General features: G+C 58.5%; 12 protein-coding genes and 1 pseudogene (1 of these 13 cut by a window edge). 4 read left to right on the top strand and 9 right to left on the bottom strand.

Annotated features, from left to right (window positions below; all coding sequences use genetic code 11):
• Positions 1-115: 115 nt before the first annotated feature.
• The 3 genes and pseudogenes from AC3IX4_RS20560 to AC3IX4_RS20550 all read right to left on the bottom strand — a co-directional run bounded on the left by AC3IX4_RS20560 (position 116) and on the right by AC3IX4_RS20550 (position 2,149).
• Positions 116-445, bottom strand: coding sequence for a hypothetical protein (locus tag AC3IX4_RS20560; RefSeq protein WP_489257224.1), 330 nt, complete (start codon positions 443-445; stop codon positions 116-118).
• A gap of 472 nt (positions 446-917) precedes the next feature.
• A complete protein-coding gene (locus AC3IX4_RS20555) occupies positions 918-1,067 on the bottom strand; it encodes a hypothetical protein (RefSeq protein ID WP_489257223.1) in 150 nt (49 codons plus the stop codon).
• 91 nt (positions 1,068-1,158) lie between these two features.
• A pseudogene (locus tag AC3IX4_RS20550) lies at positions 1,159-2,149 on the bottom strand (aldehyde dehydrogenase family protein).
• Between the two features lie 278 nt (positions 2,150-2,427).
• Between AC3IX4_RS20550 and AC3IX4_RS20545 the strand changes: the two are divergent.
• Entirely contained in the window at positions 2,428-3,597 is a 1,170-nt protein-coding gene (locus tag AC3IX4_RS20545) for a p-hydroxyphenylacetate 3-hydroxylase oxygenase component (RefSeq protein WP_489257222.1), read from the top strand.
• A 67-nt stretch (positions 3,598-3,664) separates the two neighbouring features.
• The gene (locus AC3IX4_RS20540) at positions 3,665-4,609 is read left to right on the top strand and encodes a p-hydroxyphenylacetate 3-hydroxylase reductase component (RefSeq protein WP_489257221.1); all 945 of its coding nucleotides are present in this window, start codon (positions 3,665-3,667) and stop codon (positions 4,607-4,609) included.
• 108 nt (positions 4,610-4,717) lie between these two features.
• Here the strand turns inward: AC3IX4_RS20540 and AC3IX4_RS20535 are convergent, their stop codons facing one another.
• Both AC3IX4_RS20535 and AC3IX4_RS20530 read right to left on the bottom strand, forming a co-directional pair.
• A complete protein-coding gene (locus AC3IX4_RS20535; RefSeq protein WP_489257220.1) occupies positions 4,718-5,869 on the bottom strand; it encodes an acyl-CoA dehydrogenase family protein in 1,152 nt (383 codons plus the stop codon).
• A gap of 16 nt (positions 5,870-5,885) precedes the next feature.
• Positions 5,886-6,977, bottom strand: a complete 1,092-nt coding sequence (locus AC3IX4_RS20530; protein ID WP_489257219.1) for an enoyl-CoA hydratase/isomerase family protein — start codon at positions 6,975-6,977, stop codon at positions 5,886-5,888.
• A 271-nt stretch (positions 6,978-7,248) separates the two neighbouring features.
• On the opposite strand from AC3IX4_RS20530, the gene AC3IX4_RS20525 reads away from it, so the two are divergent.
• Positions 7,249-7,518, top strand: coding sequence for a hypothetical protein (locus AC3IX4_RS20525; RefSeq protein ID WP_489257218.1), 270 nt, complete (start codon positions 7,249-7,251; stop codon positions 7,516-7,518).
• A gap of 6 nt (positions 7,519-7,524) precedes the next feature.
• On the opposite strand, the gene AC3IX4_RS20520 is transcribed toward AC3IX4_RS20525, so the two are convergent.
• The gene (locus AC3IX4_RS20520; RefSeq protein WP_489257217.1) at positions 7,525-8,295 is read right to left on the bottom strand and encodes an alpha/beta hydrolase family protein; all 771 of its coding nucleotides are present in this window, start codon (positions 8,293-8,295) and stop codon (positions 7,525-7,527) included.
• Positions 8,282-9,397 (bottom strand): DUF3182 family protein, encoded by a 1,116-nt coding sequence (locus tag AC3IX4_RS20515; protein ID WP_489257216.1) that lies wholly within the window; start codon positions 9,395-9,397, stop codon positions 8,282-8,284. The genes AC3IX4_RS20520 and AC3IX4_RS20515 overlap by 14 nt, the downstream gene beginning before the upstream one ends.
• 200 nt (positions 9,398-9,597) lie before the next feature.
• On the opposite strand from AC3IX4_RS20515, the gene AC3IX4_RS20510 reads away from it, so the two are divergent.
• Positions 9,598-11,406, top strand: coding sequence for an aminopeptidase P family protein (locus tag AC3IX4_RS20510; RefSeq protein ID WP_489257215.1), 1,809 nt, complete (start codon positions 9,598-9,600; stop codon positions 11,404-11,406).
• A 34-nt stretch (positions 11,407-11,440) separates the two neighbouring features.
• Here AC3IX4_RS20510 and AC3IX4_RS20505 read toward each other — a convergent pair whose 3' ends face one another.
• On the bottom strand, positions 11,441-11,722 hold the full coding sequence (locus tag AC3IX4_RS20505) for a hypothetical protein (protein ID WP_489257214.1): 282 nt from the start codon (positions 11,720-11,722) through the stop codon (positions 11,441-11,443).
• A gap of 176 nt (positions 11,723-11,898) precedes the next feature.
• Positions 11,899-12,206, bottom strand: partial view of a threonine/homoserine exporter RhtA gene (gene rhtA, locus AC3IX4_RS20500; protein ID WP_489257213.1) — the 3' end only. Its footprint extends 580 nt past the window's final position; the window shows 308 of its 888 coding nt (coding positions 581-888); its start codon lies off the right edge, out of view — the gene reads right to left on this strand; the stop codon is at positions 11,899-11,901.

The raw sequence follows: 12,206 nt of genomic DNA, 5'->3' as shown, positions 1-12,206 counted from the left end.
CAGGGCTGCGAAGAAGAGGGGTGAGGCGTAGCAGAAACAGTGTGGGACGGGAACAAAAAATCCCCGCCTTGCACAAGGCGGGGATTGTATTGAACCTACTTTTTAGCAGTCGCTATCAGCAGTAGCGGTCCAGTCGGCGAACGTCCGAGCCGTCGGTGATCCCGTTCCATTCCTGCTTCAGCGTATGCAGCACGCGGTTCATGAAGTCCTTGTCGGCTGCGGCTTTCTTGCCAACATAGCCTTGGCCACGGCGGTACATTTTCAAACGTGCCCGCAAGTTTGGAGTGTTTTGTTCAAACTCGCGCTCTTCGCTGAAAGGCGCTAGGGCATCAATATGAACAGTGCCCGCCTCGCTGACCCAAAGTATATGGTTGTCGAGCGTATCTTTGCGTGCCGCGAACAGTTTAGCCAGTTCAGCAACAGTAGGTTGATCATTCAAATTCATTTGTAAGCCCCTTAGATCATTCGTTGATCTGCTTATGAGTTAACTCAAACAGGCGTAAAGGCCCATTGATGAGTGGCGAAGCAAATGGACGACACAGTGTGTTCGTCGAGTGAAGATCTGGCCCTAGCTTGATGTATGTAGCCTCGATAAGAAGCTACTACACCAGCGTCGCGTCATGGGGGGAGGGGATGATTCCCAGGTTACAGGTGACGGTGACAACGTCATCAAGAACGGCTCCCAAAACTGCTTTCCCATGCCGTACGATGATGCTAGTCATTCATCAAACTGCCTTTTGGGCAGTACACATCACTGAGCAGTTCAACGGCTTGTCGAGCCTGCCTGGATTACCTTTTGCCAGCACTCCCGATCTGGGAGATGGCTGCATCATGCAAGGCCGAAAGAGCGTCGTCAATAGGTTTTGTAGTGAATTTTTTCTGGTACTACAAAATTGTCGGACAGTCTGAACGGGGCGTTACGGCTTCAGTGGGCGCTCTTCATCCTGCTCGGACAGCTCTTTACCGTCGTCAGGGTGCTTCCAGGTTTGTGGCGGCGGCTGTTCGTCGTCGTCCGGCTCATCGGGAGGGGGCTGTTTGGAAGGTTCGGGGGCGGGTTTGTTGGTCATGGGGCACCTCCACCAGTGGCGAGTCGGGAGGTTTAAGTATAGCCAAGCACGGTTAATGCATCGAACGACACAATCCCAGGGTAGGGCTGACTTAGTAGCGGATCATCACCGACTTGAGCTCGGTGTAGTCGTCGATGAATGCATCGCCAAATTCCCGGCCGACGCCCGAGGCTTTCACGCCACCAAACGGCACGGCTGGGTCGAGCATGGTGTGCATGTTCACCCACACGGTACCCGCCTCGATCTGCGGCACCATGCGCAGTGCCTTGCTCAAGTCGTTGGTCCAGAGGCTGGCGCTCAGGCCATAGGGGGTATTGTTCATCAGCTGCAGCAGTTGCTCTTCATCGTCGTAGGGGAAGAAGGTCGCCACCGGGCCGAAGGTTTCTTCGTTGAGCAATGTGTCGTTGATCGAATTGGCGATGATGACCGTCGGCTCTACATAGCAGCCCGGGCCGTCGATGACGTTGCCGCCGCAGACGATGGTGCTGTTTTCGGCGCGCGCCTGGGCGAAAAACTGCCCGAGTTTGGCTTGGTGTTGCTTGTTGGTCAGCGGGCCGAACTGGGTGGCTTCGTCCAGGGGCGAGCCAATTTTCAGGGCGGCCAGGCGTTCGGCCAGCTTTTCAGTCATGACGTCCAGTTGCGAGCGGTGAACGAAGAAACGCTCGGCGGCCGCGCAGATCTGGCCGGAGTGCAGGAAACCGGCTTCGATCATGCCGTTGACAGCTTTGTCCGGGTCCGAAGATTCGCGAGATGTGGATGATCTTGCCCGATTGGCAGGTTTCGATCTGGGCCAGCTCCTCGCGATTGCGCTCCAGCAGATCGGCCAGTTTCAGCAGCACGCCTGCGCGTGTAGCCGGTGCAGTCTGCGACCAGACTTTAAAGCCACGGTTGGCCGAAGCTACCGCTTGATCGATGTCGGCCTGGCTGGCATCGGCAACCCGGCTGATCACCTCACCGTTGGCGGGATCGACTACATCGAGTGTTTGGGAGGAGGTGCTGGGTAGATAGCCGCCGTCGATAAACAGCTGGTGGTTACGCTTGAGGAAGGCTTCAACCTGGGGCAGAAGAGGAATCGCGCTCATGGGGGCATACCTGTGGGCAGGAAGAAAAACAGCAATGGCCTACCTTAGCGACTGGGTCGCGGGGCTGCTTGACTGTGCCTGCCGCCTAGATGTCTATGCGTGCCAAGTCCTTCGAAGCCCCCCGCATTTTCAAGTCTGTATCCGCCATGAAAAGTACAATCTTGCGTCTGGAAGTTGCATTCTCCACTTCGAGGTATCCCCCCATACTGGCCCTGTATCCAGCGCTGCCCTTTACTCCAGCGGGCTGAGCGCAAATTTAATAATAAGCAGGGCCACCCATGAAAAAGCCAAACCCGTTGCTCGAAGACCTGAAGTCGATTCTGCCCACCATCGCTGCCAATGCCTTGCGTGCCGAGCAAGATCGTCAGGTTCCTGCCGAGAACATCGAGCTGCTCAAAAGCATCGGCCTGCACCGGGCTTTCCAGCCCAAGGCTTTTGGCGGCATGGAACTGTCCCTGCCACAATTCGCCGATTGCATCGCCTTGCTGGCCGGCTCTTGCGCCAGCACTGCCTGGGCCATGAGCTTGCTGTGCACGCACAGTCACCAGCTGGCCATGTTCCCGGCCCAGTTGCAGCACGAGGTGTGGGATGAAAACCCACACGCTACCGCCAGCAGCAGCATCGCGCCGTTCGGCCGTACCAGCGAGACCGACGGCGGTGTGATGTTCAGTGGTGAGATGGGCTGGAGCAGTGGTTGCGATCACGGCGAATGGGCCATCGTGGGCTTTCGCCGCAAGAACGCCGACGGCATCCAGGACTATTGCTTTGCCGTGTTGCCACGCAGCGATTACCAGATCCGTGACGACTGGTACGCCGTGGGCATGCGTGGCAGCGGCAGCAAGACCTTGATCATCGACAACGTGTTCGTGCCTGAACACCGTATCCAGAAAGCCAAGGACATGATGGAAGGCAAGTCCGCAGGTTTTGGCTTGTACCCGGACAGCAAGATCTTCTTCACCCCGTACCGTCCCTACTTCGCCAGTGGATTCTCAACCGTGAGCCTGGGCATCGCCGAGCGTATGCTAGAGGTCTTCCGCGAGAAAACCCGCAACCGCGTTCGTGCCTACACGGGGGCAGCCGTCGGTGCCGCTACACCTGCCCTGATGCGTCTGGCTGAGTCCACCCATCAAGTGGCCGCGGCTCGCGCCTTGCTGGAAAAAAGCTGGGAGGACATCGCCGAGCACGGTGAGCGTCATGAATACCCGAATCGTGAGACCCTGGCGTTCTGGCGTACCAACCAGGGTTATGCCACCAAGATGTGCATCCAGGCGGTCGATCGCCTGATGGAAGCTGCCGGTGGTGGTGCCTGGTTTGAAACCAATGAACTGCAGCGCCTGTTCCGCGATTCTCATCTGACCGGAGCCCATGCCTACACTGACTATGACGTTTGCGCACAGATTTTGGGTCGCGAGTTGATGGGCCTTGAGCCCGATCCAAGCATGGTCTGATCTGCCCCATCCTCGTCGCCCATAACAACAATCAGGGCTGTCGTCATGGGCAGCCTGGGAGTCTTGCATGTCTACTCAATCTGAAACGGCGTTCGACAGCCGTGCCTTTCGTCGTGCCTTGGGCAACTTCGCCACTGGCGTTACCGTCGTGACTGCAGCGACCGAATCGGGCAGCCAAGTTGGCGTGACGGCCAACAGTTTCAATTCAGTTTCGCTAGACCCGCCGCTGATTCTCTGGAGCATCGACAAACGCTCCAACAGCCACCCCGTCTTTGAAGAGGCCAGCCATTTCGCTGTCAACGTGCTGGCCGCCGATCAGATCGACCTGTCGAACAATTTTGCCCGCCCCAAGGAAGACCGTTTCGCAGGCATCGAGTACGAGTCGGGCGCAGGTGGCGCGCCAGTATTCGCCGACTGCGCGGCACGTTTTGAATGTGAAAAGTACCAACAGGTGGACGGTGGTGACCACTGGATCATGATCGGCAAAGTCGTGGCGTTTGACGATTTCGGCCGTTCACCGCTGCTGTACCACCAAGGTGCCTACTCGATGGTGTTGCCCCATACCCGCATGACCCCGCGCGAGGAAGGTCAGCCGCCCAGCAGCAACTTCCAGGGCCGCTTGAGTCATAACCTCTACTACCTGATGACCCAAGCTCTGCGCGCCTATCAGGCCAGCTACCAACCGCGGCAACTGTCCACGGGCCTGCGCACCAGTGAGGCGCGGATGTTGATGGTGTTGGAAAACGATTCCGGCCTGAACCTGGTCGACTTGCAGCGTGAAGTGGCGATGCCCGCGCGTGAAATCGACGAGGCAGTGGCCAACCTCAAGCGCAAGGGACTGGTGACCGATTGTGAGGACAAGGTGCGCTTGACCGTGGCTGGCATCGACCAGACCGATTCGCTCTGGACCATTGCCCGGGAGCAGCAGGACAAGGTGTTTGGCGAGTTCAGCGACGAGCAGATAGAGACCTTCAAGACCGTCCTGAAGTCGGTGATCCAAAACTGCCCGTAGGAGCCAGGTTTACCGGAATGCCGGACCACCGCGATGGCATCACCGCGATTCATCGTATACCGCGGTGATGCCATCGCAGCCAAGGCTGGCTCCTACAGAGTGGCCTGTTCAAACCCCGTAATGCTTGAGCTCGCGCGCAATCAGCATCCGCTGGATCTCGCTCGACCCCTCGTAGATCTGGGTGATTCGCGCATCACGGTAGTAACGCTCCACCGGATAATCTTCCAGATACCCATACCCGCCGTGAACCTGGATGGCCTTGGAGCACACCGACTCGGCCATTTCCGAGGCAAACAGCTTGGCTTGCGAGGCTTCGGTTAGGCAGGGCAGGCCTGCGCTGCGCAACCGTGCCGCATGCAAAATCAGCAAGCGCGAGGCGTTGATCTGCAGGTGCATGTCGGCGAGCAGGTTGGCGATGCTCTGGTGTTCATTGATGGGTTTACCGAATTGCACCCGATCACGTGAATACACCAACGCCGCTTCAAACGCCGCACGGGCAATCCCCAGGGCTTGGGCCGCGATGCCAATGCGCCCGCCTTCCAGGTTCGATAAGGCAATCGCCAGGCCCTTGCCGCGAGCACCGAGCATGTTTGCTGCGGGTACACGGCAATTAGTCAGGCTGACGGCACAGGTGTCGGAGGCGCGAATACCCATCTTGTGTTCGCGGCGATCAACATTGAAGCCGGGTGTGTCGGTGGGTACTAGAAATGCCGACAGACCCTTCTTGCCCAGCTCAGGGTCGGTCACGGCAAAGACAATCGCCAGCTTGGCGCGCTTGCCGTTGCTGACAAATTGCTTGGTGCCATTGATCACCCATTCATCGCCTTGCAGTTCAGCACGGGTGCGCAGGTTGTGCGCCTCAGACCCCGCCTGGGGTTCGGTCAGGCAGAAGCAACCGATGACCTCGCCGCTGGCAAGGCGAGCAAGCCAGGTGTCTTTTTGCTCCTGGCTGCCGTACTGCAGCAATGGGCCGCAGCCGACCGAGTTGTGAATACTCATCAGCGCGCCGGTGGCGCCATCGCCCGCCGCAATTTCTTCCACCGCCAGGGCGTAGGCGACGTAGTCGGTGTAGCTGCCGCCGAACTGTTCAGGCACCACCATGCCCAGAAGGCCCAGCTCACCCATCTTGGCCACGACGTTATCGTCGATCCAGCCGGCTTTTTCCCAGGCCTGGGCATGGGGGGCGATCTCGCCACGGGCGAAGTCGCGCGCCATGTCGCGGATCATGATCTGCTCTTCGTTCAATTCAAGGTCTTGCATGGCAGTGCTCCGGCCCTCAGAGGCCTTCGAAAAATTGATCGACTCGCTCAGGCTTCAAGGCTTGCAAGGTGGGCGGATTCCAGCGTGGTTGTTTGTCCTTGTCGATCAACAGGGCGCGCACACCTTCGATCAAATCGCCATGCTCGAACCACTGGCGGTCCACATGCAACTCCATCGCAAAACAGTGCTCCAGGCTCAAATGGCGTCCGCGGCGCAACATCTCCAGGGTGACTGCCATCGCCAGTGGCGAACGGCCTTGCAGTACATCGGCGGTCTTGTGTGCCCACTCCTGGCTGCCTGCGACGTTCACCTGGCGCAGTTGCTCGAGCATGCTCGCGATATCGGGTAGCCCGAAGAAGTGATCGATGGCGGGGCGAAGCGCGGCCAGAGGAGGGGCCTCAAGCGTTTGAACGCCGACCTTGGCCAGCGCTCCCTGCAGGTCCTTGAGCGGGCTCTCGGTCCAGCTCAGATTATCCAGGCGCTCATCAAGGGTGGGTATTTTGCTGCTCTCCAGGAACCAGTCAGCCAAGCCGCAATACAGGGCGTCGGCAGCCTGAATCTGTACACCACTGACGCCCAGGTAAATACCCACTGCGCCCGGAATGCGCGGCAGGAAATAGCTGCCGCCTACGTCAGGGAAATAGCCAATGCCGGTTTCTGGCATGGCCAGGCGGCTGCGTTCTGTCACCACGCGCAAGTCGGCGCCCTGGGCCAGGCCCATGCCACCGCCGAGGGTGAAGCCATCCATCAGTGCGAGCACGGGTTTGCGGTAATGATGGATGCACAGATCGAGGGCATATTCCTCCTCGAAAAACGCTTCATGAACACTGTCACCGCTCTTGTAGCTGTCGTACAGCGAGCGAATGTCGCCGCCGGCGCAGAAGCCCTTGGGGCCGGCGCCGCGCAACACAACAGCGCGTATCCGGTCGTCCTGGGCCCATTCATCAAGGGCACGCTGCAGGCTGCGAACCATGTCCAGGGTCAGTGCGTTGAGCCCTGCAGGACGGTTGAGGGTCAGGTGGCCAACGTGGTTTCGAATCTCGCTCAGCACATGAGCATCCAGGGAACTGCTCGTGGATGAAGTGGTGGGATGGGCCTGGGCAGTCATCGCTATCTCCCTGCTTTGTTATTGATTTCCAAATGATTTGGAGCGGATTTGGGGGCATGGATGTCCGTACGATCGTAACAGTGCAAATTTGCCCGTTTCAATTCGTAAAACTGCAGGTGCTCTCTGCAATTTTGCATAGGGCATTTTCCGTCAGAAGCGCAGCCCTGCAACACTGGCAATAGTCACTATCGAAACGGTTGATTTCTGGCGACCTGAGCGGCGCTGTAGCCTTGTCTCATTGCTCCACGACACTCCCGACCAGGAGGCTACCATGATCCATCTGCCCGCCATGACCCTGTTATTTGCATTCGCCGTAGTGGCGGGTTGCAGCACCCATCCAGCACCGGAGAACCGACCCTACAGCGTAGAAGAACAACTAGAATTGTCGCTGGAGTCGTTGAATCGTCGCGGTTTGTCATTCGATGAGTATCAGCGAGAAAAGACGCGAGTCTTGCGTTCACAGCCAGCCTCATACGGTTTTGAGGGCATGGGGGCGGTGAACGCTGCTCGCACCGCCGCCAGCAAGGACCGTGAGGGCTGATCCGGGTTATGAATACCAAGGCGAGTGATGGGGATATTTGTCCAGTCGTGCACCGATCACCATCTCGCTGATCCAGGCCGTCAGGATCGAGCTGTACGCCTTTTGGCTGCTGTCACTCGATAGCCCGTGGTCGGCGCCATCGACGATGCGGTGAGTCAGCGAGTGGGCACTGACGAACGCTGAGCGGTAGCTCATCAAGGTGGCGTGGGGCACATAGTCGTCCTGCTCGGACTCCACCAGCAACACGTCGCCTGCAAACTCTGCACAGGCCGCCAGGGCGCGATTGTCGGCCGGGCTCAAGGCACTGGCGCGATAGGTCACCAGCTTCTGACGATTCAGGTCCTGCTTGGGCAGGCTCCACTCATCATCCCAATACAGCGCTGGCACCCGCAAGGCCAACCATTTCACTGGCCGCGCGCGGGTCAGAATGGTTGCCAGGTACCCGCCATAACTGCTGCCAATAATGGCAATGGCCGAGGTATCCACCGCCGGATGGCCGACCAGCCTATCGTAGGCGGCAATCAGGTCATTGAGGTTTTGCTCGCGCGTGACACTCATGCGTTGGCTTTCGGTTTTCTCGTGGCCACGCAGGTCGAAAGTCAGGCAGACGCATCCAAGCCCGGTGATGTTCTTGGCTCGAGCCAGGTCGCGTTGCTGACTGCCACCCCAGCCGTGCACAAACAAAATGCCCGGCACTTTCGGGCTCGGGCTTAGAATGGTCCCGGCAATCAGTTCGCCGTCGACCTTGATATCGACCGGCTCGCTATGGATGGTCATAGGGCCTGACTCGGGCGTATTTGGTGATGAATCCGACTTCACTGTCACCCCCTTGGTAGAAAAGCGTGGCATCGTCGGGCAATTGGACTGAGCCAAATACTTCGTGAGTCGATGCACGCAGTCTTTGTAGCGAAAGATCCTGGGCGAAGGCTTCAAGCGCAAGTACTTCAGCGCTGCTGGCGCCACCTATTCGCCAGGATTGCTCCAGCACCCCGCTGCGAGTCTTGCCTTGGGCATTGGTCCCACGGGCGACGTCGTAGTTGCGCCTGGACGCGACAAGTCCTGGGAGGGAAGTGAAAGCGGCTTGTTCATAAATCCTCGCCTGATTGATGGCCAGACGAAGGGGTTCTTCCATATCCAGTTGCAGTAGTTGGTCATAATCGCCGCGCACCACCACCAGCTCCGAGCCGCCATAGACCGTTTCCCCTGCATGGTCCTGGGTCAGGCTCTGGCTACCGTAATAACTGGCAAGCATGCCGGCGACCGTGACCTGCCCGACGCTGAAGGTTTCGACCTCGGTGAGGTTTTCTTCCAGCACCAGGCCCCAGATGCTGATTTCTTCTTCATCGAGCTGGCTGAGGATGGCGTCGAGTTCATTGCGATTATGAATGACGCATTGGCCGCGCCCGGCGGTTGCCCGCACGGGCTTGAGGCGCAGCGGGCCTTCGGTCAGCAATAGGTCCGCGGCCATTTGCGCATCGGCAAGGGTAAACACGCTATACCCGCGCAGCAGCGAATCGGCGGCCCGCAAGGCAAAGTCATCGCTCCATCCCAGTGGCGAAAAAGCCTCCCCTGGCAGTGGATGAGAAATGGCTTTGGTGGCCATGAACGGCTGGCTCACCATACCGCCAAAAAAATCATTCTCCGACTCGATACCCAGTTGGCGGTAGCGCTCAGGATCGATGAGCGTATCGGTGGGCAAGTAATAGCGATTTTCTCCAGCGGCCGCGCTGATCGCTTCAGGGAAAAATGCCGTGCCCAGTAATTTCGCCAGACGCTCGGCCAGCTTGATGTGGACTTGATGCTCGTGGGCGGGCTTTTCTTCTTGAGCGGTCAGCAGAACGACGCCGGTCTTCGCTTGAGTGGATGCAGACATAGGCATGTTCCTTGTGATGCTAAGGATGCTTGTGCAAGACATTCAGGATTGTGAAACCCGAGCGGGCCAGTAAGTTCACCGCAAGGGATGAGTGGTGGGCACTTCGGTGCAAGGTGATGTAACACAGCAGTGTTTGCCGGTGGTTGCTCAGGGCCTGGGGCTGCTCCATTATCAAGGGCCTGAGAACAGTCAATTGTGGTGACCCCGTGAGCAACCAGGCGACATCCGAGCAATCCGTGACAGCGCGTCTTGCGCGGGTCCGTCAAGTTATGAGCTGGGAAGGCATCGATGCGTTGCTCGTTCCTTCAGCCGACCCACACCTTTCCGAATACTTGCCGGGTTATTGGCAAGCGAGGCAGTGGTTGTCAGGTTTCCAAGGCTCGGTCGGTACGTTGATCGTCACGCCTGATTTCGCCGGGTTGTGGGCGGACAGCCGCTATTGGGAGCAGGCTGAACGTGAACTGGCCGGTAGCACAATCGAATTGATGAAGCTGATGCCAGGCCAGCCGGGGCCGCTCGAATGGTTGGCCGAATCAGCCCCCCAGGGTGGCTGCGTTGCAGTCGATGGTGCGGTGATGGCGGTGGCATCCAGTCGTCAATTGGAACACAAGCTGCAATTGCGCAATATCGCGTTACGCACGCGGGGTGATCTTTTGTCTAAGGTCTGGCAGGGCCGACCGTCGCTGCCGGAAAATTCTGTCTACCAGCACCTGCCACCCCACGCGACCGTGAGCCGCAAGGAAAAGCTCGAGCGTTTGCGCCAGGCCATCAAGGAGCGTGGGGCAAGTTGGCATTTCATCGCGACCCTTGATGACATTGCCTGGCTGTTCAACCTGCGTGGCAGCGACGTTTCCTATAACCCAGTGTTTTTGTCCTTTGCGCTCATTGGCCTGGAGCAGGCAATGCTGTTCGTGGCGGGCGCTAAAGTCGACGCCTCGGTGCGCCAGGCGTTGGAGGAGGACGGCATTACTCTGCGCGAGTATGAAGATGCCGGAACAGCCCTGGCTGCGCTGCCTGAGGGCAGTGCCCTGCTGGTCGATCCGGCACGGGTCACCTGCGCGTTGCTTGAGTGCTTGCCAGAGGGAGTCAACCTGGTAGAAGGCTTGAATCCGACCACCTTGTTCAAATCGCAGAAGACTGAAGCCGACGCAGTCCATATCAGGCAGGTAATGGAACAGGATGGCGCGGCGCTGTGTGAGTTCTTCGCTTGGTTCGAAGCAGCCCAAGGGTGTGAAACGCTGACTGAGTTGACGGTTGATGAGCGCTTGAGTGCCGAGCGTGCGCGTCGGCCAGGATTTGTGTCGCTGAGCTTCGCCACCATTGCAGCCTTCAATGCCAACGGTGCAATGCCACATTACCGCGCGACCGAACAGGCTCATGCACAAATAGAAGGTGATGGCCTGCTGTTGATAGATTCAGGTGGGCAATACCTGGGGGGGACCACCGATATTACCCGCATGGTTCCCATCGGCACTCCGAGCACGGCGCAGAAGCTCGATTGCACTCGGGTGCTGCAAGGCATGATCGCCCTATCTCGCGCCCGCTACCCCCGCGGGATCCTTTCGCCCCTGCTCGATGCCATCGCCCGCGCTCCGCTGTGGGCGCACAACGTCGACTATGGGCATGGGACGGGTCATGGGGTTGGCCATTTCATGAACGTTCATGAGGGGCCTCAGGTCATCGCCTACCAGGCCGCGGCCACTCCCCAGACCGCCATGAAACCGGGAATGATCACTTCCATAGAGCCAGGCACTTATCGTCCGGGGCAATGGGGAGTTCGCATCGAAAACCTGGTGCTCAATCGTGAGGTCGGAAAAAGCGAGTTCGGCGACTTCCTGGAGTTCGAAACCCTGACCCTTTGCCCGATCGATACTCGCTGCCTGGAACTGGACGAATTAACGGTCCAGGAGCGGGACTGGCTCAACGCTTATCACCAGCAAGTGCGCCTGCGATTGGCACCCTTGCTGGAGGGCGCTGCGCTTGAATGGCTGACCGTGCACACCGCGCCCCTGTAAGAGGATCGGGCGCCGCTCAAATGAGCGGCGCTGATTACTTGCAGATTACGATCATGCTGCGGCTGGTATAACCGGCTGGATTGAGGCCGAACGGGTAGTCGCCTGGGTCCTCGACACTGTCTCCGGACTTGGCGATGACCTTGTAGCCTTTTTCAGTGCATATTGACGCGGCTTTCGAGTAGCACTTGTTCCAGGACGAGGAGAGGCCCGAGCAGTTGATGTGCATGCCTTTTCTGCCGTGCTTGGTCTCTGTTCTTGCGGTCGCGGCGCATCCTGCGACAGCGATTATGGCTAGGATGAGCAAAATTCGTTTCATTCCTGTCCTTATTGCACTCGCGGAGATGTCCGCGTCTGTTTCTGTTAGTGCTCACCGTCGCTTTGGGTTTGCGCGTCTTGGTCAAAAAAAGCAAGGGTGCCGTTGGAGTCACAGCCTAAACATCGCTTGGCTGTGACGCAATTGGCAAATGCGCAGTTAATGAAATTAATTCTCAATCAGTCGGTGGCAACCATCGCTACGGGTTCCTTGCGCATGGTGAGCGTAGCACCGACAGATGCCACAATAATGGCTACTATCGCCATCCATTGCGCTAACGACAACACTTCGCCAAGAAACAGCAGCCCTGATAACGCCCCGAAGGCTGGCTCAATACTCATCAGTGTTCCGAACGTCCGTGCGGGCATGCGCGTCAACGCGACCATTTCCAGGCTGTAGGGGAGGGCGGAGGAAAGCACTGCAACTGCAATCGCCATTGGGATCAACGCCGGCGAGAGCAAGTCTGCGCCAGCGTGGGCGATGCCAA

This window comes from Pseudomonas sp. KH_021 (assembly GCF_057838865.1).
Note: the sequence above shows the minus strand (reverse complement) of the source record. Positions and strands in the feature narration are given on the sequence as shown.